Raw genomic sequence first — 25426 nt, 5'->3', positions numbered from 1 at the left:
GGGGTGTCCATGATCGCCAATCGTGGCCGCCGAAGCGAAAGAGCGTATATCGGGAGGGTGAGCAACGGTGGGTCTCAAGTTCGACATGGGCAGTCAAACGCTGTCGACGCTGTCCGGCCAGACCCAAGGGTCTTCTGAGGACCTCGGTGCGCTGGTCAAGCAGCTGGTGGTGGCCGCGCAACCGCTGGAGGGAAAGTTCAACGGCGCGGGCAAGGCGGCCTTCGACAATTTCAAGCGCAATTCCGATGAGATCGCGGCTTCACTGAACGGAGCGCTCCGCTCGATCCTCGGCGGCCAGAAGGGCATGGACCGGTCCTTCATTGCCGGCGAACACGAAGCAGCGGACAACGCGCGCCAGTCGATGGCCTCGGCGAACTTCGACGCGGCCCGTTTCTCCGGGCGCTGACCTACAGACGTATTCACGTGGTACCGAATTCAACTTCCGCGCGGGACTCCCGTGCGGGAAGGGGGCAACCATGGCCGCTGGAGCGGACCGGCGCAGCTACGACACCGGAGCATCCGGTGAGGCACAGAGCAACCTGCAGTCGGTGATCGCACGCCTGGAGTCGCTGATCGGCGAGCGGGACCGCCAGGTGAAGGCGGCGATGGCCGACTTCACCGCGGACGGCGTCTCGGACCAGTACCACGCGGCGGAACAGCGCTGGAACCGTACCGCGTCCGAGGTCCGTTCGATCATCCACCTGCTGCGCACCACGCTGGAGAAGAACGACGGTACGGCCCAGACGGCCATCCAGCGCGCCAAGGCAGCCGTGGACGCCATCGGCTGAGGCATCCGGCACCAGCCGTGGTCAAGGCCATGGCGAGACAGCCACGAGGCAACGGGGAAGGCAAGGCAGGAGCGGTTGGGGGGCAAGGCATGACCGGGTGGGACATCACGCCATCGGGCGTCTATCAGGTGCTGAACAAGACTCGGGGCCAGGCGGACGAGCTCGCCACGGAAATCTCTTCGTACGACGCCCATCTGCAGTCGGCGGCAGGGGCGGCGGGCACGCTCGCGTTCGGAGCGGGCGCGTCCGCGGCCGGGGGGAAGGGCGGAGCCGGCGGGGCGGAAGCGCCAGGAGGGCCGGTGGCTGCGGCGCTCGGCGAGTTCTCCCAGCACACCGCGGACAACCTGCTCTTTCTCGTGGCCCGTACCGGCAAGTCGGTGGCCGGTGCCGCCGAGGCCACCACCGCGTACGAACGCGGGCTGACGGAGATGGCGGCGAACGCCCAGCACGCCGCACTCAGCGCACCCGATCTCGAACAGTTCAAGGCAGAGGATGCCCGGCAGCAAGACGGCGGCGGGAAGTAGGGGGAAGAGTGAGCACGGATCCGATCGATCCTTCCGGCATCCCGAGGTTCACAGGAAACCTGGAGCAACTGGAGAAGGACGCCGCGGCCCTGAAGAAGAGCGCCGCTGACATACGCCACCGCGGCTCGGACATCCACACCGGCTTCCAGGGGCTGGGCTCCTTCTACCGGGCCCCGGAGGCCGACCAGCTCTTCAGCACGACGAAACCGGTCGCCGACAAGGCCGATGCTTTCGCCGACGACCTTGAGCAGGCCGCTGCCGCGTTGGACAGCTATGCCGCGGAAGTGCGCCCGCTGGTCACCAAGCTGGACCGGTTGCGCGGTCAGGCGGCCGCCTTCGTCGCCGATGACGTCAAGACCGACGAGGACTGGCAGTACGACGAGGACAAGGTCGCAAAGAACAACGACCTGTGGCAGGACGTCAAGGTGACCACCGTCGCGTTCTGGAACGCGGAGCGCGCCACCGCCAACAAGATCTCCGCTTTGGTCGGCGGTACCCATTGGGTGCCGGACGACGGTTCACACAAGCCGAACTCCTACCGGTTCTCTGCCGAGGACATGGACAAGGCCGGTGAGATGCCGTGGGGCACAGTGGTCGAGGAGAAGCGGCACTGGTACGAGCCTGCCCAGTGGGGCCACTGGGCAAAGGCCTACTTGTGGGACGGCCTGGTCATGGACGGTGCCGTCGGCACCGTGGACGGTCTGTGGACCATGCTGGGCGGGCACGGCGGGGAGAGAGCGGGGGCCGCCTGGAAGAACTTGTTCAACGGGCTCGGCGGCCTCGGTCAGTACCTGGTGTGGCCCGTCGACTGGCTGTGCTCCACGACTCTCGGCGGCGGCAATCCCGACAATGAGCAGAAGGCTGCGTTCCGGGAGATCCTCAAGGGCTTCGTGGCCTGGGACCAGTGGGGAGAGAACAAGGCAAGGGCTGCGGGCGCGGCATCCTTCAACGTCTTCACCACGATCGCCACTATCGGTGCGGGGGGCGCGGTACGGGCCGGAACGGGAGCGGCGGGCAAGGCGGCCGAGGTGTCCAACGCCATCGGCAAGATAGGCCGGGCCATTGATCCCGTGACACAGGGAACGAGGGCTGCCGGTGCCGCCATCAAGGCCACGAAGCTCGATCAGGCGATCCACGCCGCCTTTCAGGGCACCAAGGCAAGCAAGGCCCTCGACAACCTGCGCAATGCACTGACGGCCAGGGCCACCGCCACCCCGTCCGGTTCACTTCACCTACCGGACGGCCGCTCCGTCAGCCTCCACGGCCCTCTCCCCGACCTACCTCCGGGCAAAACCGCGGTGGAACTCCCGCACGGCGCAGGCAACGTCCCGGAACACTCGGTCAAATACGGCGACGACGAATTCCTCACCCCCAAGGGCAAGGTCGTCGACCGCCACGGCGCCACGGTCAAGGGTTCCCACCCCATGGCAGAAGCCTCCGCCGCCGACCGCGCGCTCCTCGACAAGTCTTCGCAGGCACCTGATTCTGCCCCTTCGGTTCCGGCTGACCGCGAGTTGGCCACAACAGGAGCCCTGCCACACTCGAAGGGCGATTCTGCCCTTCATGCCGATGGCCGCCTGCAAGGTGATGCGGGGGGAGCAGGCAACGCCGCGCGTGGGGGGCGTCATGCGGTGGCGTCCACCGGCGGCGGTGGGCACCACATGCCAGAGCAAAGCCAAAGTGGTGGCCGGGCCAGTGATGGACATGGCAATGGCGGCAATACCGTGCATCCCGAGCCGAACAAGGGACTCAGTAACCACAACAATGAAGCCAGCCGTCATACGGGCCCTGCAACTCGCGGCACAGGTGACGCTTCTACGGCCCTCCCTTCGGAAGGTGGGCATCTGGGCGATGGAGGTACTGCAAGCAACCCCGGTACGGAGATAGGCTCACCGGACGACGTACCGCACCAGGCCGCGGAAACACCGAGGAGGCCGCCTGAAGGTGAGCCCATGCGGGAGATGTCACCTTCGGAAAGGGCGCAGCACCAGCAACGCTTGGAAGAACTCGAAAGGCGTTATGTCGACGACTTCAAGCACCTTGAGCACGACCCCGATCATAAAAATGTCATCAATGCCAATTCTCGGGACGAGGCCAGGGTGGGCCTCGATATGAGGGAACAGGGAAGATTGCCGGCGGATATCAGGAGGCCGGACCTGGCGGATCAGGGGGATTTCCGCTCGGAGACTACCGGTCGGTTTTACGATATCAAGGCTGTCCATTCCGATTGGCCTCCGCTCAATAATCAGCGCGATAAATCGAAACCCTTCCGTGGCGCCTACAATCCCGCCAATAACCATAAATTCGTGACCAAGCTGCGGACAATGATCGAGGTGCGGGGGCGCGTGACTGTCATTGACACGCGGAATGCGAGCCAAGCGGCTATCGACGATGTAAGGAAAGTGGTCGAGACTCATGGTTGGGGAGACGATGTCATCTGGTACCCGTGAAGGATGGGCCCCGAAAAGGTTTCCCGAAGATCGAGCGGCAGCGGAAGCGCTCAATGACTGGGTTGCCGCAGGGAACCCACAGTTCGACGGGGAGGACCTGGATTTTCGTGGTTCCGACCTGTCCGGCGGTGATTTCTCGGCGTCTCGGTTCACCGGTGCGAATCTGACGGGAGTTTCAGCAGAAAGGGCAACGTTCTACCGGGCGGACTTTTCGTCGACCGACCTCTCTGGCGCGGACCTCAGAGGTGCCGATCTGGTAAAGGCTGAATTCGATGAGACGTTGCTGCGGTCCGCTCGGTTCGATGGTGCGGACATGGGTAGTGCCACGCTCTACGCCGTGGATGCTAGGGAGGGGGTCTTCCGCGGTGCCCGCCTCTCCGGAACCACGTTCCTTGAAAGTGATCTCCGCGGCGCGGACCTTTCGTTCGCCGTGTTGAGTGAAGCCGTACTCCAGGTGACGATCAGCGAAGCGACCGTACTAAACGGCGTTACGGGTACTTGCTTCGGTCCTGTCGTTCTGGAACTTTCCGGTTCCTTGAAGCAGCTTGACGGGCCGGCTCTTCAGGAATGGTTTTTCCATCATGGAGGAACCGTTGAAGTGCTTGCAGCGCGTGGTCGCAAAAAGTAAGGTCTCTCCTGTGAGCGGTCCCCTCGATTCACAGGGCTGAAGTCGCGAACTCGAAACTGCGAGGCGTGGTAACGGTTCTGCGTCTTCTGCCTTCGGGCGCTACCCGGAAGCCCGGAATTCAACCAAAGCGAGAGTCGCAGATGAGGGCAGGCAAATAAGCTTAGGGTGGGCGGGGGGACAGGGCTGGTTCCGCTCGCGGAGGAGCGCGTCTTCGAACGCGGCAGGGGGTGGAATAACAGATCGTGGAACGAATCTGCGACGGCCGGCTGAAGGCTGGCGATCTGGGCAAAGTCTTCGACGGTCTGCCCTCCGGCAGCCCTTTCACACTAGGAGGCTCCTCGTGATCACTTCTACCCCGTTGGCTCGTTGGACCTGGGGGGACGAGGTGGCGGGCGACGATTGGGTGACGGCGGGTGTGGAGTCGGCGGGTGCCGCCCTCTCTGTTCTTGCCGGACATCGGCTTGTCGTAGGGGATGTTCCGATTCGTGTGGCGGTCCTCGAAGCCGGAAACCCGGAAAATTTCCTCTACCAGCACGTCTTCTCGGTGAACAGTGCCTCGCTCGATGCCGATATGCCATGTATCGTTGCTGAAATCTCAAAAAGTGTCGTTCCTGGTCGGGTGGGCAGCGTGAATGTGGATGCCACCTGCGCCGGAACGTTGCTCGGGCACGGTGCGGAGTATCACGAAGAGCGGTTGTTCTTGCTCGGAGTGTCCGTTGCGGTCGATTTCTTGTCCATCCGCCTGGCGACATACTCGGATGCGTGGATGCCCTTCGACCTGCGGGGGCGAGAGCAGAGGTCGGTGCACGGAGCCAATTACCCGCGGCTTGCGGCGGCGCTGAAGGGGATCTCGGAAGTCGTGGGGGATGCGGTGGAGCCGGATGACCCCACGTGGTTCGGCACTCCGAGCGAGACGGGAGTGGACAACCACTTCGACCCTGACGGTTCGGCGTCCGATGTGTGGAGCACCTTCGAAATTCCGTACCGAAATCGAGTTTTTCACCATCGATCGCAGTTCGGTCGCGACGGCTACCGGCGCTCCATCGATGGTGTTGTGCATTATGTGCCGGTAGGGGACGACCGTGGAGTGCTCGGTTACCTGTGGGCGTCGGACGAGGGTGCCGCGGCCAGCTACGAGCCGCGCGAATCCTCGGGGGAAGCCGGCTACAGGGCCGGTCTCTCCTGGCTGGAGCTGCTCCGGCAAGCGGAAGAGCGAGGGATGCGTCCTTCTGAAGCTCTCGCAGAGCTCGCCGGGGTGCCCGGTGACGAAAAAATGGGGCATGCGCTCTCGAACAAGTCGGCCCAGATTGCGAGTCTGGTTTCTCTCAGGGAAATGGCAAGCCGCGAATAAGATGGCGCGTGGGGACTGTGCTCACGCCGGAGGCATCCTGTGATCACGTCTGAGCCTGTCGGCGACTGGAGCCGGGACTTCCTTCGCCGTGAGCCGCGAAAGAGCGTGGCGGGCGAAGGGGTGGAGATCACCGCCGCTGCATGGCGCGTTCTTTCTCGGCTTGACCTTGCTAACTGTGCCCGTGCTCGTTGAGGGCCAGGCTGGGATGATGGTCGGGAGCGTAGGGTGTCGCGGTGGGAGGGGTAGGCGCTGATGGCGCGGGACTATGACAGTCAATTGTTGGAATCGGTTTCCGTGCGGCGGCGACGCCTGCGGGACGCGCTGTTGTTCGGAGGGCAGCGGACGCGGCGCAGCCTGGACGAGAATGTCGGCAAAATCTTCGGGGGCGTCGCCCTCGCGGCCGTGGTGTGTGCCGGCTGTGTGGGGTGGTCGTTCATCTCCGGGAAGATGGCGCACGGGAACGGCGCGCCGGGTACGCCGGGGGTACGGCCGAGTGCGGGGGCGAGTATGAGTGCGGGCACGAATACGAGTTCGGGTTCTAGCGTGGGGGCCTCTGCGGCATGGTGAGTACGGCGACCGGGCGGCGCGCGGCGTTGAGCCGGGTGACCTTGGTGGGTGAACGGCGGCGCGTCGACCTGGTGTTGCCCGCGCACGAGCCGGTCGGTGCCCTGCTGCCCGAGGTGCTGACGTTGCTCGGCGACCGGGTGGCGCAGGAGCCGTTGATGCGCCGCTTGGTGACGGTCGACGGGACGGTGCTCGCACAGGACGCCACGCTTGCTTCTGCGAACGTGGCCGACGGGGCCGTGCTGCGGCTGGTGCGGGAGCAGGAAACGCCGGCGGCGCCGGTCGTGCACGACGTCACCGACGAGGTGGCCGACGACCTGGATGTACGTGCCTGGCGGTGGGGCGAGCGGAGCCGGTCCTGGTCGGCGGTCGGGGCGAGTGTGCTCCTGGTGGTCGTCGCGGGCGTGTGCGCGACGGCCTGGTACGGGGCCGGGCGGGTCGGGCCGTGGCTGTGGGGCGCCTCGGTGGTCGCTGCCGGGGCCGGTGCGGTGGCCGGGGCGCTGCTGCGCAAGGCGGCACTGGGCACGGCCCTGCTGCTTGCGGGCGGAGCGCTCGGTGCGCTCGCTTCGTGGGACGTGGCGGCAGGCGGAGCCCTGCGTCTGGCCGCTGTCGGAATGACGGTGACGGTCGTGCTCGCCCTGCTCGGAGTCTGTACGGGTCTGGGCCGGGGCGGGCTGATCGGCGCGGTCGCTGTGGCGGCCGCGGTGGGTATGTGGGAAGTGGGGCTGGCCGTCACCGGTCCGACGCGCGCCGGCATCGCGGTGGGGGCCGTCTCGGTGCTGGTGCTGGGGTACCTGCCGCGGATCGCGCTGATGTCGGCCGGGCTCACGCGACTGGACGACCGGCGCTCCGGCGGCACCCCGGTCAGCAGACACCGGGTCGCGGCGGCGCTGGGGGCCACGCACCGCGGACTCGCGCTGGCCACCGTGGCCACGGCGGTGTCGGCGGGGGCGGCCGGACTGCTGGCCGCAGGTGCGGCGGACGCGTCCGGCGCGGGGGACGGTTGGTCGGTGGCGGTCGCGGTGTTGCTGTGTGTCGTGCTGTTCTCGCGGGCGCGGGCCTACCCGTTGGCCTTGGAAGTCGTGGCGTTGCTGGCAGCGGGTGCGGCCGTCTGTATCCGGCTGGTGCTGTTGTGGGCCGCCGAAGGAGAGAACCCGGCAGGCGCACTGGTCACGTTGTGCCTGATGGCGCTGTCGCCGTTGGTGGCTCTTGCCGTGCGGCCGCCGGAGCACGTACGGGTACGGCTGCGCCGCCTGATGAACCTGGTCGAGTCGGTCGGTGTGGTGGCGTTGATTCCCGTCGCTCTCGGAGCGTTCGGGGTGTACAGCCGTCTGCTGCACACGTTCTGACCAGCCGGTCGGTGGAAGCGGTCGGCCAGAATGACGGGCGGGAGCCGGCGATCGGCGGGAAGAGTCGTCCAGATCGACCGGCCTGACCAGGAGGGGCGGCGGAGTTCATGTCGGTAGAGCCGGGGCGGCCGGGGCCGTCGGGTGAGGGGCAGCCGGGGCGTACGCGTGGGGACTGGCAGCAGGACCTGTTGCGGGACCTGAGCGGCCGGCCCGAGGTCGGTGCGGGGCCGATAACGGTTCCCGGCCACTCGGTGCCGCCGATGCCGGAGTACGGCCCGGGGACGGCGGGGGACGCGGGTTCGCCCGTACCCGACACGTTCGAGGCCCCGGCTGCTCCAGCCAGGCCCCCGGCGAATGCGCAGCAGCAAACACGGGAGGTGCGTCGGTCGACCCCCACCCCCGTCTCCGTGCCCCTCCTGCCGCCCGAGCTCGACGGAGTACAGGCCAAGCCCCGGCACGGCGAATCCGTCGCACGGCGCGCGGGGCGGACGCTGCGGCGCGTGTTCGCGTCGTCTGCCGCTGCCGAGACCGAGGCCGTCACGCGGGCCGCGCACGCCATCCAGCAGCCGGTCACGACAGGGCGGCAACTCGCCGTGTCCAGCATCCGCGGCGGAGCGGGCAAGTCCACGGTCGCCGCCCTGCTGGCCCTCACCTACGCGCACTACCGCTCCGACCCGGTGCTGGCCGTGGAGGCCGACCCGGCGCTGGGCACGCTGCCGCACCGGCTCGGCGCGACGGAGGTGCGCTGGTCGAGCACCGACCTGGCGCAGATCGTCGATCCGTCCATGCTGATCACCGACCTGACCGGCTACCTCCTGCCGTTCACGGGCGGCGGCTGGCTGTTGCCGGGAAGCCAGGGGTCCATCGGTACGCGGCTGGACATCGACACCTACCGGGTGGTCATGACCGCGCTGCGCCGCTACTTCGCGACCACGGTCGTGGACTGCGAGACGCTTCCGGCCGAGGTGGCGCGCACCGCGCTGGTCACCACACAAGCGCGGGTGCTGGTGTCCCCGGCGACCGTGGAAGGCGTGCTGGCGACCAGGTCCGTCCTGCAGTGGATGAGCGGGGTGCACCGCGGTTTGCTGCCGACGTGTGTCGTGGTGCTCAATCACGCGTCACCTGATGGGGGGATCGACGTGCGCAAGGCCGCTGAGTCCCTGGGGGCGGACGGTGCGGCGGTGCTTCCCCTGCCGTACGACCGGCACCTGGCCGGCGGCGGGGCCGTCCGTACGGATCTGCTGGGCGAGCGGACGCGGGAGGCGGCGGCGCGCATCGCGGCCGAGGTGATGCAGCGCGCGGTGTCGCGCGTGCCGGGCAAGCGTCATCCCGCGTCAGGGGGGCGGCTCACGCCATGAGCACCCGTACTGTCCATCGTCCGGCGCGTACCACCCGCCCCCTTCCGGGTCCCGCCGAGCGGCGGATCGAACCACCGCCCAACCTCCCCGAGGGCAAGACCGGCTCGGCGGCGACCTCGCTGCTGCCCATGGCGGGCGTGTTCAGCTCCGTCGTGATGATGACCGTCATACGGAACAGCCAGTTCGCCGCCCTCGGGGCCGTCGTCCTGGTCGTGGCGGTGCTCGGTGGCGTGCTGCTGCTGTTCTCACAGCGTGGCCGGGCGCAACGGCAGCGCAGGGCGCAGCGCGAGCGCTACCTGGAGTACCTGGAGGGGCTACGGGAGGAGCTGAGCGCCGAGGACCGCCGGCGCCGGCAGGCCGCGAGGGTGCTCGCGCCGCCGCCCGAGGCGCTGTACGACCTGGTGCGCGATCCTGCCAGGCGGTGGGAGCGCCGGCGTACCGACGCGGATTTCCTGGACGTACGGATCGGGACCGGTGCCACGCCCGTACGCGTACTGAGCATGGAACGGCAGGGCAGCAGCGTGCTGACGCCGCCCGACGAGTTCATGCTCAACGAGGCGGCGGGGCTCCAGGAGCGCTTTTCCACCGCGTCCGAGATGCCGCTCACCGTGCCGCTGGACCGCGCGGGGAACGTGAGCGTGGTGGGCGAGCGCGAAGCGGTGCTGAGCGTCGCACGGACGCTGGTCGTACAGGCGGCCGTCGCCCATGCGCCGGACGACGTGGCCATCGCCGTGGCGTGCCCGCAGGACCGGCTGGCGGACTGGGAATGGGCCAAGTGGCTGCCGCATGTGCTGGACCCGGAGGAGTGGGACGGGCCGGTCGGTGCCCGTCGTATCGCCCCCAGCGCGGCCGCCCTGGGCGCCTCGCTCGCCACGGAGCTGCGTGAGCGCGCCACGTACGCGGCTGAGGTCCGGCGGGGGCTGGCCGGCAAGGACGCGCTGCGGCTGAGCAAGCGGCTGGTGGTCGTCAGCGACGGGTACGGGGACATCGCCGGGGAGCTTCCACGTCCCGACGAGGCGGTCAGCCTCCAGGACATGGGCGTCACCGTGCTGCACCTTGTGGCGGAGCGTACGCACGAGCCGGGCGAGGTCGCGCTGCGGATCGCGGTGCACGGCGCAGACGGCCGTGAGGTCGTCTTCGAGGACGACCGGGGCGTCCTCGGCGCGGACCGCGGCGGCGCGGTGCCCGGGCGGCCGGAACCCGCCGTGGTGAGCGGCACACTCGACGCCGTGTCCGCCGCCGGCGCCGACGGCCTTGCCAGGGAACTGGCGCCGTTGCGGCTCTCTCCGGAATCGGCCGCCGCCGGCACCCCGTTGTCGGGCCCGGTGGATTTCGCCGAGTTGCTGGGAATCGGGGACCCGCGTGCGGCGGACGTGCGGCAGCTCTGGCAGCCGCGCGGCGAGCAGGCGTTCCTGCGCGTGCCGATCGGGCTGAACGACGCTCACGAGCCGGTGCTCCTGGACCTCAAGGAGTCCGCCGAACTGGGCATGGGCCCGCACGGTCTGTGCGTCGGGGCCACCGGCTCCGGGAAGAGCGAGCTGCTGCGCACCTTGGTGCTGGCTCTGGTGGCGGCCCACCCGCCCGAGGACCTGTCGATGGTGCTGGTCGACTACAAGGGCGGCGCTACGTTCGCGCCGTTCGACGGGCTGCCGCACGTGGCGGGTGTCATCACCAACCTGGAGAACCGGGCCGGGCTCGTCGAGCGCGTGCACACCAGCCTGGCGGGGGAGGTCAAGCGCCGTCAGCAGGTGCTCAAGGACGCGGGCAACCTGCCGGACATCTCCACCTACCGGGCAGCCCGGGAACAGCGTCCGTCGGAACTGGACCCGCTTCCGCACCTCTTCGTCGTCATCGACGAGTTCGGCGAACTGCTCACCGCCAAACCCGACTTCATCGACCTCTTCCTCTCCATCGGCCGTATCGGGCGATCGATCGGCGTGCACCTGCTGTTGTCCAGCCAGCGCATCGAGAGCGGCAAGCTGCGTGGCCTGGAGACGTACTTGTCGTACCGGCTGGGCCTGCGGACCTTTTCGCCCGACGAATCGCGCACGGTCCTGGAGACCCCTGACGCCTTCCACCTGCCGCCCATTCCCGGCTTCGGTTACCTCAAGGTGGACACCAGCCATTACGAGCGGTTCAAGGCGGGGTACGTGTCCGGGCCCTACCGGGGGCCGGAGCGGCAGGAGGGGCGCGAGGGCTCGGGCCCGGAAGTGCTTCCGTACCCCGCCTACAACAGGTTTGCGGCATCCGAAGCCGCCGAGGATACGAGCCCGGCACCCGCGCGCCGGACCCTTGGTCCCACTCTGCTGTCCAGCTTGGTCGGCCGGCTCGCCGACGCCGCGCCCCCGGTGAGGCGGATCTGGCTGCCGCCGCTTCCGGAGGCGTTGACGCTGGACGCCGCGGCAGGGCCTCTGGAGATGGACGGTTCGCGCGGCATGCGGCTGTCCCGGAGCCCGGTCGGCGCGCTGCGCGTACCGCTCGGGCTGTTGGACGATCCGGCGCGGCAACGACAGGAGCGGTGGGTACTGGACTTGACCGCGGCCGGCGGGCACGTCGCGGTCATCGGCGGTCCGGCGAGCGGCAAGACGACACTGCTGCGCACGCTCATGCTGTCGCTCGCCCTCACGCACACACCACAAGAAGTAGGCATCTACGGACTCGACCTGGCCGGTGGGGGCCTCCAGGCGATGGCAGGGCTGCCGCACGTCGGAGGCGTCGCGGGGCGCGCCGACCGGGAGCGGGCGGCCCGTACGGTCGAAGAAGTACGCGCCATGCTCACCGCTCGCGAAAGCCTCTTCCGCGAGCAGGGCATCGACTCCGTCGAGCAGCTGCGGCGGCTGCGCGCACAAGGACAGCTGCCGGATGCCCCTGGCCTGGCGTCCACGGACATCGTGCTGGTGGTGGACGGGTTCGGGGAGCTGCGCGAAGAGTTCGAGCAGCTGGACGACGCCGTGGGCGACCTGCTCAAGCGGGGGAGCGGTTACGGCATCCACGTCGTCGCTGCCATGCTGCGCTGGAACGACGTACGCATCGCCGCGCAGTCCGCTTTCGGCAGCAAGGTGGAACTGCGGCTGAACGATCCGGGCGAGTCCATGGTCAGCCGGAAGCTGGCCGAAACCCTGGCCCCCGACGAACAAGGGCGGGCACTGGTCGAGACCACGGGGGAGAGGCTCTTCACGCAGGTCGCGTTGCCCCGTATCGACGCCCTGGCGACGGTCGACGATCTCGGCGAGGCAGCCGAGAAGGCCGTACGGACCGTGCGGGCCGCTTGGAGCGGCCAAGGCGCCGCACCGGTACGCGTCCTGCCCGCGAAGCTCCCCGCGGCCCGGCTGCCGGGCGTGGCGGAGGAGCCGCGGCGGGTACCCATCGGCGTGGACCAGGCGGGTCTGCGGCCGGTCCCGCTCGACCTGTTCGGGCAGGACCAGCATCTGCTGGTCCTCGGCGACAGCGAATGCGGCAAGACGAGCCTGCTGCGCCTGGTGGCGCGTGGGCTGGTCGAACGCTTCGGGGACGACGAATTGGTGTTCGCGGTGATGGACCCCCGGCGCGGACTGCACAGCCTGGTGCCCGAGGAACACCGTGGCGGATACGCGCACAACACGCGGCTGGCGGCGGGCCTGTCCGAGGTGATCACCCGGGAACTGGACAAGCGGCTCCCGGACGACTCCGTACCGCCGGAGGTACTGGCCGCGGGCGGCGCGTCCTTCGAAGGGCCGCGGATCGTCGTAGTGGTGGACGACTACGACATCCTCGCGAGCGGAGGACAGCAGCCACTCGACGCCTTTCTGCCGTATCTGCCCTCCGCACCGGACATCGGACTGCACTTCGTCGTCACACGGCGAGCGGCCGGAGCGTCACGGGCGCTGTACGAACCGTTCCTGATGACGCTGAGGGAGTGCGGAACGTCGGCCGTGGTGATGTCGGGCGACCGTGGAGAGGGGCAGCTCTTCCCCGGCGTGTACCCGGCTCCGCAGCCGACGGGCCGGGGCATGTTCGTACGGCGCGGGGAGAACAGCCGGCTGATACAGACGGCTTGGGCAGGGGACGTGGACACCGGACGGCCAGTGAAGGCCGGAGGGTGACAAACCGTAGCTGGACCAGGCCGTGCCAGGAAGCCCGGAGCCCCGGCGCGGCCGCGGAGAACGAACGGACGGGGACGGAACGATGACGACGGATGTGATCGCGCTCACCCGGCGCATGCCGGATGTGTGGAGCCTTGCGGCCGGGATGATGGCGGGCGGACCCGAGGCTCACGTCTCCAGCCACGCCGACGGCGCCGTGCTCCGGCTGGCCGACGCCGAGGGGCGCCCGCTGGCGTCCGTCGAGGCTCCCGTACTGGTGCACACGCCCGGTGAGGCCGCGCGGCTGCTCGGACCGTCGGGTGCGGTGCCGGGAGCCGGTCCGCTGTGGTGGACCGAGGTACGGGCAGCCACCGGGGCGCGTGGCGGAGACCGGCTCGCCGGTGTCATCGCCAGTCGGTTGGTCGCGCAGCTCGGCGGTGCGGTGTGGCCGAGGTCGGCGGCCGTTGACGCATACGGGGAGACCGTGACGGACGTCGTCCCCACGGCAGGGCAGGCGACGGAGCACCCTGCCGTCGACGTGCTGACGGGTAAGGCGGCGGTGGTCGTCCAGGACCGGCCGGTGATCTGCCTGACGGCCTGGCTCTCCGACGCGTTCCGCGCGGCGGCGAGCGGGGAGCGGGCCCTGCAGATCGTGACACCGCCCGGCGCGCGGCTCACCCTGCCCGTACGCACGGCACTGACCGGGATACCCAACCGCTGGGTCGTCCAAGACGGCGAGGGTGGTTACTACGACGGGCTGTCGGGGTCCGAACTGCGGTGGCAGCCAGGAGCGGACGGGCACTTCGCCGCGACAGGAAACCTGGTGCCGGCCTTCGTCAGGGGGACCCCCGCGGAACAGGCCGACGGTACGGACGGCACCAGGGCAGCGGCGACCGCAGGCGCGGAAGGCGCAGAGGACGACGGGTACACGCCCGGACGGCAGCTCGTCCTCTCCCTGCGAGTCCGCCACGCCGCCGACCGCGATCTCGTCCTCGGCGGCGCTCTGGAGGACGTCTGGCAGCACGTCACAGGCGCGCCGCCGGCCGGCTGGGGCACCGCCGAACCGGCCGCCCTGCGCTGGTCCCGGCACGAACTGACCGACTTCGCACGAGAGCGCGCGCCCGAACCCACCTGGCTCGTCGTCGTCGGGCACCCGGACCGCCCCGGCATCGCCACGCTCCGGGTAAGCCGTACCGGCGAGGGTGTCGAGGAGGACGTCACCGCTGCTTTCGGGTTCCCGTACGACGCGGATCTCCCCATCGGCGGCCTGCCCGAGCTGTCCGCCCGGCTGGTCACCCGGCACGGCCTGGTCACCTCCCTGGTCCAGCAGCGTGTCGCCCGGACCGACCTGAGCGTCCCTGCCCGGTTCGAGGTGCCCGCGCAACCGCTGGCGTTCGTGCTGGGCAGCGCGGAGGTGCGCGAGATCGGGATCACTCATGCGCGACGGCCGCCGCTTCCCGAGGCGCCGCGGCAACTCGGGCCGATGGCCGCGGCGGGATTTCACTATCCGCTGGGAGAGGGGGGCTGGGAGGCGCTGGAGGGTCTCATCGGGTATTTGCGACCAGACAGGGCGAATCGGACACGGGGCACGCACCAGGCCGGTGGGGCCTGACGCGGCCGCGTGGCGGGTTCCGGCCACGGGGCCATGCGGGGGCGAAGTGGGGGCGCCGCGGTCCGTGATGTGACGCGGCTGGTCACGGGGGGCGGGCCAGGGCCTAGACTCCCGTCCGTACAGATCGTCGAAGTCGTTGAACAAGAGCAGTCAGGGAGCGAGGGCGGACGTGCCGGACGCGACCGTACGCACCAGCCTTGCCGCGGACTATTTCCAGGGGTACTCGGTCGTCGGGCTCATTGCCGTGATCGGTGTGCTCTTCGTCGCCGTGGCCTTCGGGGCCGGGCGGCTGCTGCGGCCCGTGGTGCCCACCCCGGAGAAACTGCTCACCTACGAATGCGGCGTGGACCCGGTGGGTGAGGGCTGGGCGCACACCCAGGTCCGCTACTACGTCTACGCCTTCCTGTACGTGATCTTCGCCGTCGACTCGATCTTCCTGTTCCCCTGGGCGACGGTCTTCGCCGCTCCCGGCTTCGGCGGGGTCACGCTGGTGGAGATGTTCATCTTCCTCGGCTTCCTCGCCGTCGGCCTGCTCTACGCATGGAAGAAGGGCGTCCTGGAATGGACGTGACGCATTCGAAGCCGGCCACGACGACGGGCACCCAGCTGCCTGTCGTGTCCGCCGGCGGTGCCGTCGAACAACGCCGGCTGGGCCCGCTCGCCCGCCTGGCCCCCGAACCGATGAAGGTGGTCCTGAACTGGGGCCGGCGCTACAGCCTCTGGGTCTTCAACTTCGGGCTGGCCTGTTGCGCGATCGAGTTCATCGCCGCGTCGATGGCGCGGCACGACTTCATCCGGCTGGGCGTGATCCCGTTCGCGCCGGGGCCGCGGCAGGCCGACCTCATGATCGTCTCGGGCACGGTCACGGACAAGATGGCCCCCGCGGTCAAGCGTCTGTACGAGCAGATGCCGGAGCCGAAGTACGTCATCTCCTTCGGCGCCTGTTCGAACTGCGGGGGCCCCTACTGGGACTCGTACGCGGTCACCAAGGGCGTCGACCAGATCATTCCCGTCGATGTGTACGTACCGGGCTGCCCGCCGCGGCCCGAGGCGTTGCTGCAGGGCATCCTCAAGCTCCAGGAGAAGATCGCCGCCGAGTCGCTGGGGGAGCGGTACGGGAGCGCGAGCGGTGCCGGTGCGTCCGGGCCGTCGACCGGCGCGCTGCGCAGCGGGCTGGTCGCACCGCCGGCGGCGTCGGATACGGCGGGCGCGGCGGGCGTGGCAGATGCCGCGGAGACCGATGACGGGGAGCCGAAGGGAGCGGGCGGCCAGTGAGCGACGAACAGCCTCCGGAGCCGCAGGCCGGGCAGGCTCCGAAGACGGAAGCCCCGAAGACGGAAGCCCCGGCTGCCGAGACGCCGGGTACGGAGACGCCGGACACGGGCACGTCCGCCGGTGCGGCCGAGGACGTCGCGCCCGTCGGGTGGCTGCCCGGTCCGGCCGAGGAACTCTTCGGGCCCGGCGCCACGGCGGACGAGGCGTACGGGCTCCTCACCGTGGACGTGCCCGCGGAGGCCTGGATCCCGGCCCTGACCGCCGCCCGCGACGACCTCGGGTGCAGCTACTTCGACTGGCTGAGCGCGGTCGACGAGCCCGGCACCGGCTTCCGCGTCTGCGCCCACCTCGCCGACGTGGCCAGGCCCGGCACCGTACGGCGCCTGGTCCTGCGCACCACCGTCCCGCACGAGAGCCCCGCCCTGCCCACCGCCATCGGCGTGTACGCGGGCGCGGGCTGGCACGAGCGCGAGACGCACGAGATGTTCGGCGTGGACTTCACCGGCCACCCGCACCTCGTGCCCCTGCTGCTCCCCGAGAACTTCGAGGGCCACCCGCTGCGCAAGGACTTCGTGCTCGCGGCGCGGGTCGCCAAGGCGTGGCCGGGGGCGAAGGAACCGGGCGAGTCCGAGCACGGCGGGCCCAAGCGCCGCCAGATGCTGCCGCCCGGCGTGCCCGACCCGAACGAGTGGGGCCCGCTGAAGGGCCAGCTGCCGCCTGCCCCGGCCCGGCCGGCTCGTGGTGCGCGCGCGGCCGGTGGTGCCCGTGCGGCCGGTGGGGCGGCAGGGGAGCGGCCGGTCCGGCGTACGCGTACGGCGAGCGCGGGCTCGGCGAGCCAGCAGAGCACCGCGAGTGGCGCGGAGACACCGGCCGCCGACGCGACGGCGGCCGCGGGTACGGGCGCGCCGGCTCCGGCCGAGGCGCCGGCTCCGGCCGCCCGGCCCGAGCGCCCCGCCCGCCGGATGCGCAGCGCGAGCCAGGGCTCGGCCAGCCAGGCGGCGGCCGACCCGGCAGCGGCCGACTCGGCAGCGGCCGGCCCGGCGGCGGCCGGTGAACCGCCCGCTGCCGGGGCTGCGGCGGAGCCTGCCGCCGGGCCCGCCGAGGCGCCGCGCGCGCCCGCTTCCCCGGACGCGCCGTGGCACCACGCCCGCCCCGCTTTCGAGGACGAGCCGAAACCCGAGAAGCGGGCCGAGCCGAAACCCGCGAAGCCCACCACCAACGACGACGCCCCAGGCGCCGAAGACGTGCGAGCCGCCGCGGACGACGCGGCGGAAGAAGGCGGGACCAGACCATGAGCGACGCCCTCGACATCGCCCTGCGCCTGATCGCCGTCTTCGTCGCCTTCCTCGTCTTTCCCCTGGTCATCGGCCAGACCGAGCACAAGGTCATGGCCCACATGCAGGGCCGCCTCGGTCCCATGTACGCGGGCGGTTTCCACGGCTGGGCGCAGCTGGTCGCCGACGGTGTGAAGTTCGCGCAGAAGGAGGACGTCGTACCGGCCGGTGCCGACCGGCGCATCTTCCAGCTCGCGCCCGCCGTCGCGCTCCTGCCGTACCTGCTCGTGCTGGTCGCCATCCCGATAGGCCCGGACAACGCGGTGGGGCAGTCGCTGGACGCGGGCGTCTTCTTCGTCCTCGCCGTCATGGGCGTCGGCGTCCTGGGCTCGCTGATGGCGGGCTGGGCGTCGGCCAACAAGTTCTCGCTGCTGGGCGGGTTGCGTACGGCCGCCCAGCTGCTCGCGTACGAGCTGCCGATGCTGCTCGCCGCCGCCTCCGTCGCGATGGCCGCCGGGACGCTCTCGCTGCCCGGCATCCTGGACGCCTTCCACTGGTGGTGGGTGCCGTGGCAGATCGTCGGCGGCCTGGTCTTCTTCACGGCGGGGCTGGCCGAGCTGCAACGGCCGCCGTTCGACATGCCGGTCGCCGACTCCGAGATCATCTTCGGCGCGTACACCGAGTACACGGGCCTGCGCTTCGCGCTGTTCCTGCTGGCCGAGTACGCAGGCATCGTCGTCCTGTGCGCCCTGACCTCCGTGCTCTTCCTCGGCGGCTGGCACGGGCCGTTCGGCGCCGACGGCCTCGGCTGGCTGTGGACGCTCCTGAAGACCGCGGTTCTCGCCTTCGGTGTGATCTGGCTGCGCGTCAGCTACCCGCGGCTGCGTGAGGACCAGCTGCAGAAGCTGGCCTGGACGGTGCTGATCCCGCTGGCCCTCGCCCAGATCGCCCTCACCGGCGTCGTCAAGGTGGTGATCTCGTAATGGCCCCGGAGAACCCGCGGAAGAAGACCGGCTGGCCCGGCAGCGGACTGGCCAAGGGCCTGGCCGTGACCCTGCGGACGATGACGAAGCGTTCGGTCACCGAGCAGTACCCGGACGTACAGCCCGACCTGGCTCCGCGCACCCGCGGCGTGATCGGGCTGTTCGAGGAGAACTGCACGGTCTGCATGCTGTGCGCGCGCGAATGCCCGGACTGGTGCATCTACATCGACTCCCACAAGGAGACGGTGCCGCCCGCCGCCCCCGGCGGACGCGAGCGCAGCCGCAACGTCCTGGACCGCTTCGCCATCGACTTCTCCCTCTGCATGTACTGCGGTATCTGCATCGAGGTCTGTCCCTTCGACGCGCTGTTCTGGTCGCCGGAGTTCGAGTACGCCGAGACCGACATCCACAACCTGACCCACGAGCGGGACAAACTCCGCGAGTGGATGTGGACGGTCCCGGAACCGCCCGCCCTCGACCCCGCCGCCGAGGAGCCCAAGGAGATCGCCACGGCCCGCAAGGCCGCCGACAAACTCGCCGCGCAGGAAGCGGCCGAACGGCAGGCCGAGCAGGAAGCAGCCCGGGGAGCAGCCCCGGACACCGCCCAGGAACAGGAGGGAGGAGCGTGACGCTCGCCGCCGCAAGCCACGGCTTCCTCTCGCCGACCGGGGTGGAGATCGCCTTCCTCCTCGTCGGCCTCGTCACCCTGGGCGCCGCCGTGGTCACCGTCACCACCAAGCAGCTGGTGCACGCCGCCCTGTGGCTGGTCGTCGCCCTCGGCGGCATCGCCGTCGAGTACCTGTTGCTGACCGCGGAGTTCATCGCCTGGGTGCAGGTCCTGATCTACGTCGGCTCCGTCGTGGTCCTCCTCCTGTTCGGGCTGATGCTCACCAAGGCGCCCATCGGCCGCTCCCCGGACGCCGACTCGGGCAACCGCTGGGCCGCGATCGCCGTGGCCGCCGCCTCCGCCGCCGCTCTGGTCTGGGTCGTCGTGGACGCGTTCCGTACGACCTGGATCGACCTGGACGGCGCGGTCCAAGGCTCCACCGAAGCCTCCGGGCGCAGCCTGTTCCAGTACTGGGTGCTGCCGTTCGAAGCGCTCTCCGTCCTCCTCCTCGCCGCCCTCGTCGGCGCGATCGTGCTCTCCCGCAAGAACGGCGACAGCGAGCAGGCCGGCGGAGATAAGCAGGCCGGTGGCGGCGAGCAGCCCGGCTCCCGGAAGCAGACCGGCGCCCGCAAGCAGCCCGGCTCCCGCGAACAGTCCGGTGACCGCGCACGTCTCAGAGAGGGCCGAGGCTGATGCATCTCGCCTACCCCGCCGTCCTCGCCGTCCTCCTCTTCTGCGTCGGCCTGTACGGCGTCCTCGCCCGCCGCAACGCGATCCTGGTCCTGATGTCCGTCGAGCTGATGCTCAACGCCGTCAACCTCAACCTGGTGGCGTTCGACGTCTGGCTGCGCGACAAGCTGCACGCCGGCCAGGCGCTCACCCTCTTCACCATCGCCGTGGCCGCCGCCGAGATCGGCATCGGCCTGGCGATCGTCCTGCTCGTCTACCGCAACCGCGGCAGCTCGGACGTGGACCGCCTGCGCGACCTCGCCGAACGCCCGGACGGCAGCGACCCGAACGACGACCCCACCGGCGGCGCGGACGGCGCCACCGGCCGGCCGCGGCCGGACCAGCGGGCGGAGGCCGCCGCGTGACGACCACGACCACCGCCGTACTCGTTCCCCTCCTCCCCTTCCTCGGCGCCCTCGCGGGCATCCTCCTCGGCCGCCGGGCGCCCGGCTTCGTGCGCCCGCTGGCCATCCTGCCGACCCTCGCCGCGGCCGCCCTGGCCGTCGTCGTGGCCGTCGCCCAGGGCGGTGGCGCCGGCGCGGGGAAGGCCCCGGTGGAGGCCGCGACCCGGCTCACCCCCACCGGCTCGGTCCCCATCGACCTCGCCCTGCACATCGACGGCTTCGCCGCCCTCGTCGCCGTGCTCGTGGCCGTCGTCGCCTGCTGCGTGCAGATCTACTCCACCGGCTACCTGCGCGACGACCCGCGCTATCCCTCCTACGCCGCCCTGGTCTCCCTCTTCACCGCCGCGATGCTGCTGGTCGTCTACTCCGGCGACCTGATGGTGCTGCTGGTGGGCTGGGAGATCATGGGCATCTGCTCGTACTTCCTGGTCGGCCACTACTGGGAGACCGAAGCCGCCCGCGCCGCCTCCCTCAAGGCGTTCCTCGTCACCAAGCTGGGCGACGTCCCCTTCCTGTTCGGCCTCTTCGCGCTCGCCGCCGACGCCGGTACGTTCCGCATCACCGGCATCCTCAAGACCGTGGCCGTCGGCGGCCTGGACCACCCCACCCTCGTCGCGCTGCTGCTCCTGGCCGGCGTCGCGGGCAAGTCGGCCCAGTTCCCGCTGCACACCTGGCTGCCCGACGCGATGGCGGGCCCGACCCCGGTCTCGGCCCTCATCCACGCGGCCACCATGGTCGCCGCCGGTGTCTACTTCGTCGCCCGTCTCCTCCCCGTCTTCGCGGCCTCCGCCACCGCGATGGTCGTGCTCGCCGTCATGGCCGCGGTCACCATGGTCGGATCCGGACTCGCCGCCCTGGCGCAGGACGACATCAAGCGCGTCCTGGCCTATTCGACGGTCGGCCAGCTCGGCTACATGACCGGCGCCCTGGCCGTCGGCGACCGCGGGGCCGCCGTCTTCCACCTCCTGTCGCACGGCGCCTTCAAGGCGCTGCTCTTCCTCGCCGCCGGTGTGGTCATCCACGCCGCCGGCACCAACTCGCTGGCCGCCATGTCGCGGATGCGCGGCCTGGCCCGGCGCATCCCCGACGCCTACTGGACGATGACGGTGGCGCTGCTCGCTCTGGCCGCCATCCCCCCGTTCGCCGGCTTCTTCTCCAAGGAAGCCGTCCTGGGCGCCGCCGAACACGCCGCCACCGGCCACGCGACGGCCTCCGGCACGCTCACCGCCGTCCCCACGGCGGCCGGCTGGACCGTACTGATCGCAGGCCTGCTCACCGCCCTCCTCACCGCCGGGTACGCGACCCGCCTGTGGCTGCTGGCCTTCCACGGCAAGGGCCCGGAACCCGCCCCCGACCACGGCAAGCAGCCGCTCGTGATGAACACCGTCCTGTGGGTGCTGTTCGTCCCCACCCTCGTGCTGGGCCTGGCCACCCCCGTCCTGCCCGACTGGTTCGACGGCCGGTCGCTGATCCCGACCCTGACCACCTCCGTCCTGGGCACCGGCATCGCCCTCGTCGGCGCCCTGGTCACTTACGGAGCCTGGCGGCACACCACCGCCCTCGCGGCCCGCGTCCCGCTCGGCGCGGTCGCCGTCGCCCCGGACGCCGCCCCCGCGGACTCCGAGGAGAAGGCCATCGCCACCCACGCCGCCGCGTACGGCGACAACGCCGGCGCCCCGGACCCCGCCGACCCCGGCCGCCTCCTCCTGGGGCCGCTGCACTGCCACGCCGCCCTCGGCTTCCGCCTGGACGCCGCCTACACCGCGCTGTTCGTCCGGCCGGTACGCGCCGGCGCCCGGCTCGTACGCTTCCTCGACCGCGAGGTCGTCGACACGTACGTACACGGCGCGGGCACCGCCCCCCGCTGGCTGGGCGCCGCCGTCCGCCGCGCCCAGACCGGCAATGTGCAGACCTATTTGGGCGCGCTGCTCGCGGGCTCGTTCGTCCTGGCCGTCGCCGTTGTCCTCGTCGCTACGGGCACGGGAGCCTGACCGTGAATCACACCGCTATGCAGCTTCTCCTCGCGGGCGTCGTCGTCCTCCCCCTGCTGGGCGCGGTCGCAGCCCTGCTCCCGGCCCCGCCCGGTCTCCGGGGCCGCGACCCCGACCAGGCCGTACTGCGCCACGGCGTGACCGTCACCGGCGTCGTGCTGGCCGCATCCATCGCACTGGCCGCGGGTTTCGACCACGACCACCCGGCCCGGATGCAGGCCACCACCGACATCAGCTGGATCCAGGCCCTCGGCATCCGGATCCACCTCGGCATCGACGGCATCTCGCTCCCCCTTCTCGTGATGACCGCGCTGCTGACCTTCCTCTGCGCGCTCTACAGCTACTTCCACATGCCCGCGGGCCCGTCTCCCAAGGCATTCGTGGCCCTGCTCCTGGTCCTGGAGGCCGGCACCCTCGCCACCTTCGCCGTCCTGGACCTCGTGCTGTTCTTCCTCGCCTTCGAGATGGTCCTCATCCCGATGTACTTCCTCATCGCCCGCTGGGGCGGTGCGCAACGGCAGTACGCGGCGTGGAAGTTCATCCTCTACACCCTCCTCGGCTCGGTCGTGATGCTGCTGGGCCTCCTGCTCATCGGCCTGAAATCCGGCACGTTCGACATGGTGGCACTCGCCACTGACAACGGCCCGAAGTCCCAGCTCAGCCACACCGTCCAGCTGCTCGCGGTGCTCGCGATCGGCATCGGACTGGCCGTCAAGGCGCCGATGTGGCCGCTGCACAGCTGGCTGCCGGACGCGCACACCGCGGCCCCCACCGTCGGCTCCGTGCTCCTGGCGGGCGTCCTGCTGAAGATGGGCACGTACGGTTTCGTGCGCATCGCGCTGCCCATCGCGCCCGACGGCATGCACACCTTCGCCCCGTACCTCGCCGCCTTCGCCGCGGTCGGCATCGTCTACGGCTCGCTGGCCTGCCTCGCGCTCGCCCGGCGCGGCGCCAAGGGCGACCTCAAGCGCCTCATCGCGTACAGCTCGGTCGGCCACATGGGATTCGTCCTGCTCGGCATCGCGAGCATGACGCCGACCGGCGTCAACGGCGCCCTCTTCGCCAACATCGCGCACGGCCTGATCACCGGCCTCCTCTTCTTCCTGGTCGGCGCACTCAAGGACCGCTACGGCACCACCGACCTCGACCAGCTCGCGGGCCGCACGGGAGCCGCCCTGTACGGGCGTGCCCCGCGCTTCGGCGGCCTGCTGGCCTTCGGTGCCATCGCCTCCCTCGGCCTGCCGGGACTGGCCGGGTTCTGGGGCGAGATGCTCGCCATGCTCGGCGCCTTCAAGCCCGCCGACGGCCTCAGCAGGCCCGCGTTCCTGACGTTCATGGCGCTGGCCGGTCTGGGCACGCTCCTCACCGCCGCGTACCTGCTGATCGTCGTGCGGCGGGTGTGCATGGGCAGCAAGGAGACGGCCGAGAGCAACGGGGCTGCCGGGACGGCCGGTTCGGAGGAGACCGCCGGGACGGCCGGCTCCGGGGCCGGCGCCACCCGTACCGCCCCCGTCATCCCCGACCTGGCCCGCTACGAATACGCGGCCTGGACGCCCCTCGCCGTCCTCACCGTCCTCACCGGACTGTGGCCCGCGGCCCTCCTCGGCCTCACCGACCCGGCCGTCCAGCAGCTCCTCGGAGGCGGTAAGTGATGAGTTCCGTGACCTCCCTGGTCCAGTCCGTCGACTGGCTCGCCGTCGCGCCGCCCACCATCACCGCGGTCGTCGCGCTGGCCGTCCTGGTCGCCGACCTCTTCGTCCCCGAAAGCCGCAAACCGCTCCTGGGGTGGGTCGCGACCGGCGGTCTCGCCCTGGCCGCGCTCTCGCTCCTCCCCCTGGTCGCGGGGGACCGCCGTACCTTCTGCCTGACCACGGACCCCGGCGTGTGCAGTTACGCCGCCGACCACTTCGCCGTGGTCGTCCAGTTCCTGGTGCTGGCCGGCGCGCTGGTCACCGCGCTGCTGTCCCTCAACACCGTCGAGGACCACCGGCTGCCCGCGGGCGAGTACTGGTTCCTGCTGCTCTCCTCCGCGGCCGGCGCGGCCCTGCTGCCCGCCTCCAGGGACCTGGCGACGCTCGTCATCGCCCTCGAAGTGGCCTCGCTGCCCGCCTTCGCCCTCGTGGGGCTCAAGCGCGCGGACCGCCTCTCCTCGGAGGCGGCCCTGAAGTTCTTCCTGTCCTCGGTGGCGGCCACCGCGGTCATGCTCATGGGCGTCAGCTTCGTCTACGCGGCGACCGGCAGCCTCCACCTGAACCGGGTCGCGGCCGCCCTCACCCACCTGCCCGACCCCCGACTGGCCACCCTGGCCACGGCGGGCGTCGCCCTCACCCTCGTCGGCTTCGCCTTCAAGACCGCCGCCGTGCCGTTCCACTTCTGGGTGCCCGACACGTACGTGGGCGCGCCGCTGCCGATCGCCGCGTACCTCTCCGTGATCGGCAAGGCCGTCGGTTTCTCCGGCCTCATCCTCGTGACGGTCCAGGGCTTCCCCTCGTACGCGGACGTCTGGGGCCCGGCGCTCGCCGTACTGGCCGCCCTGACCATGACCGTCGGCAACGTCGCGGCGCTGCGCCAGGCCCCGGGCCGCGCGCACAGCGCCGTACGCCTGCTCGCCTGGTCCTCGGTGGGCCAGGCCGGCTACCTCCTGGTGCCGATCGCCGCCGCCGGGTACGCCGACGACGCGGCCCACGCCATCGGCTCCACCGTCGCGTACGCCCTGATGTACGCGGCCGTGAACCTCGGCGCCTTCGCGGTCGCCGCGCTCGTGGCCCGTACGAGCCCCGCCAACCGCATCAGCGACTACCGCGGGCTCTACTCGCGCCGACCGCTGGCCGCCCTCGCCCTCGGCTTCTTCCTGCTCTGCCTGGCGGGCCTGCCGCCCGGCATCATCGGCCTGTTCGCCAAGGTCACGGTCTTCTCGGCGGCGGTCGACGCGGGCCTGGCCTGGCTCGCCGTGGTGATGGCCGTCAATGTGGTGATCGCGCTGTACTACTACCTCCAGTGGACGGCGGTGCTCTTCCGTACGGTCGGCGACGAGGCCGGGGCCGGCGCTCCCGAGGGGGTTCGTACGCAGGCGTCCGGAGCCCCGGCCGCCCTGCCCGCCGTCCCCGCGCCCCTCGCGGCCGCCATCGTCCTCACCGCCGTACTCGGCATCGCCCTCTCCGGAGCGCCGCAGCTCGTTCTCCGCTTCGCCTCCGGCGCGCTCCTGTAGGAGCCCGGCCCGCGACGCGACAGCCCGGACCCGGGCACCCCGGGTCCGGGCTGCGATCGTTCCCCGGCCACTTCCCGGCCGGTGCGGGACCGTGTCGTGGCCGGTTTTCACCTGGCTTCGTACCCGTCTCGCGCGTGCCGCGGGAGCACCCGTCCGGGGGCTCACCCGTACGGCTGTACGCCGTCTCCGGATGCACAAGGGAACTAGCGCCCTTCACCTCGCGTTGACCAGACAGAGAGGGTCCACTGAAAAGTGGAGGAAACGTCAGCA

General features: G+C 70.6%; 21 protein-coding genes. All 21 read left to right on the top strand.

The features are described from left to right. Positions 1-85: 85 nt before the first annotated feature. Complete coding sequence (locus ACH4K4_RS20740; RefSeq protein ID WP_398169209.1) at positions 86-406, top strand: hypothetical protein; 321 nt, start codon at positions 86-88, stop codon at positions 404-406. 70 nt (positions 407-476) lie between these two features. Beyond that, complete coding sequence (locus ACH4K4_RS20735; protein ID WP_398169007.1) at positions 477-788, top strand: pore-forming ESAT-6 family protein; 312 nt, start codon at positions 477-479, stop codon at positions 786-788. Between the two features lie 89 nt (positions 789-877). Next, positions 878-1312 (top strand): DUF6507 family protein, encoded by a 435-nt coding sequence (locus ACH4K4_RS20730; protein ID WP_398169006.1) that lies wholly within the window; start codon positions 878-880, stop codon positions 1310-1312. Between the two features lie 8 nt (positions 1313-1320). Then, complete coding sequence (locus ACH4K4_RS20725; RefSeq protein WP_398169004.1) at positions 1321-3762, top strand: hypothetical protein; 2442 nt, start codon at positions 1321-1323, stop codon at positions 3760-3762. Further along, a complete protein-coding gene (locus tag ACH4K4_RS20720; protein ID WP_398169002.1) occupies positions 3728-4390 on the top strand; it encodes a pentapeptide repeat-containing protein in 663 nt (220 codons plus the stop codon). The genes ACH4K4_RS20725 and ACH4K4_RS20720 overlap by 35 nt, the downstream gene beginning before the upstream one ends. Positions 4391-4730: 340 nt before the next feature. Then, positions 4731-5741: a hypothetical protein gene (locus ACH4K4_RS20715; RefSeq protein WP_398169001.1), complete on the top strand. Its 1011-nt coding sequence runs from the start codon at positions 4731-4733 to the stop codon at positions 5739-5741. A gap of 252 nt (positions 5742-5993) precedes the next feature. Further along, a complete protein-coding gene (locus ACH4K4_RS20710) occupies positions 5994-6308 on the top strand; it encodes a hypothetical protein (RefSeq protein ID WP_398169000.1) in 315 nt (104 codons plus the stop codon). Beyond that, entirely contained in the window at positions 6302-7654 is a 1353-nt protein-coding gene (eccD, locus tag ACH4K4_RS20705) for a type VII secretion integral membrane protein EccD (RefSeq protein WP_398168999.1), read from the top strand. Before ACH4K4_RS20710 ends, eccD begins: the two co-directional genes overlap by 7 nt. Positions 7655-8154: 500 nt before the next feature. Then, positions 8155-9012: a hypothetical protein gene (locus ACH4K4_RS20700; RefSeq protein ID WP_398168998.1), complete on the top strand. Its 858-nt coding sequence runs from the start codon at positions 8155-8157 to the stop codon at positions 9010-9012. Beyond that, entirely contained in the window at positions 9009-13094 is a 4086-nt protein-coding gene (gene eccCa, locus ACH4K4_RS20695) for a type VII secretion protein EccCa (protein WP_398168997.1), read from the top strand. Before ACH4K4_RS20700 ends, eccCa begins: the two co-directional genes overlap by 4 nt. Before the next feature lie 82 nt (positions 13095-13176). Next, on the top strand, positions 13177-14685 hold the full coding sequence (locus ACH4K4_RS20690; protein WP_398168995.1) for a DUF6177 family protein: 1509 nt from the start codon (positions 13177-13179) through the stop codon (positions 14683-14685). A gap of 169 nt (positions 14686-14854) precedes the next feature. After that, a complete protein-coding gene (locus ACH4K4_RS20685; protein WP_031002969.1) occupies positions 14855-15256 on the top strand; it encodes an NADH-quinone oxidoreductase subunit A in 402 nt (133 codons plus the stop codon). Continuing rightward, entirely contained in the window at positions 15247-15960 is a 714-nt protein-coding gene (locus tag ACH4K4_RS20680; RefSeq protein WP_398168993.1) for an NADH-quinone oxidoreductase subunit B, read from the top strand. The genes ACH4K4_RS20685 and ACH4K4_RS20680 overlap by 10 nt, the downstream gene beginning before the upstream one ends. After that, positions 15957-17255 (top strand): NADH-quinone oxidoreductase subunit C, encoded by a 1299-nt coding sequence (locus ACH4K4_RS20675; RefSeq protein ID WP_398168991.1) that lies wholly within the window; start codon positions 15957-15959, stop codon positions 17253-17255. Before ACH4K4_RS20680 ends, ACH4K4_RS20675 begins: the two co-directional genes overlap by 4 nt. After that, positions 17252-18217 (top strand): complex I subunit 1 family protein, encoded by a 966-nt coding sequence (locus ACH4K4_RS20670; protein ID WP_360124605.1) that lies wholly within the window; start codon positions 17252-17254, stop codon positions 18215-18217. The genes ACH4K4_RS20675 and ACH4K4_RS20670 overlap by 4 nt, the downstream gene beginning before the upstream one ends. Then, a complete protein-coding gene (locus tag ACH4K4_RS20665) occupies positions 18217-18846 on the top strand; it encodes a NuoI/complex I 23 kDa subunit family protein (RefSeq protein WP_398168990.1) in 630 nt (209 codons plus the stop codon). Before ACH4K4_RS20670 ends, ACH4K4_RS20665 begins: the two co-directional genes overlap by 1 nt. Then, positions 18843-19517 carry an NADH-quinone oxidoreductase subunit J gene (locus tag ACH4K4_RS20660; RefSeq protein WP_398168988.1) on the top strand — a complete coding sequence of 225 codons (675 nt, stop codon included), beginning with the start codon at positions 18843-18845 and terminating at the stop codon, positions 19515-19517. The genes ACH4K4_RS20665 and ACH4K4_RS20660 overlap by 4 nt, the downstream gene beginning before the upstream one ends. Next, on the top strand, positions 19517-19918 hold the full coding sequence (gene nuoK, locus ACH4K4_RS20655; RefSeq protein WP_398168986.1) for an NADH-quinone oxidoreductase subunit NuoK: 402 nt from the start codon (positions 19517-19519) through the stop codon (positions 19916-19918). The genes ACH4K4_RS20660 and nuoK overlap by 1 nt, the downstream gene beginning before the upstream one ends. Then, entirely contained in the window at positions 19915-21948 is a 2034-nt protein-coding gene (locus ACH4K4_RS20650; protein WP_398168985.1) for an NADH-quinone oxidoreductase subunit L, read from the top strand. The genes nuoK and ACH4K4_RS20650 overlap by 4 nt, the downstream gene beginning before the upstream one ends. 17 nt (positions 21949-21965) lie before the next feature. Next, the gene (locus ACH4K4_RS20645) at positions 21966-23600 is read left to right on the top strand and encodes a NuoM family protein (protein WP_398169208.1); all 1635 of its coding nucleotides are present in this window, start codon (positions 21966-21968) and stop codon (positions 23598-23600) included. Further along, positions 23600-25156 carry an NADH-quinone oxidoreductase subunit N gene (locus ACH4K4_RS20640; RefSeq protein WP_398168984.1) on the top strand — a complete coding sequence of 519 codons (1557 nt, stop codon included), beginning with the start codon at positions 23600-23602 and terminating at the stop codon, positions 25154-25156. The genes ACH4K4_RS20645 and ACH4K4_RS20640 overlap by 1 nt, the downstream gene beginning before the upstream one ends. Positions 25157-25426 lie beyond the last annotated feature (270 nt).

Source organism: Streptomyces sp. NPDC017529 (genome assembly GCF_044329785.1).
Taxonomy (GTDB): domain Bacteria; phylum Actinomycetota; class Actinomycetes; order Streptomycetales; family Streptomycetaceae; genus Streptomyces.
This window is presented reverse-complemented; position numbering and strand designations above follow the sequence as displayed.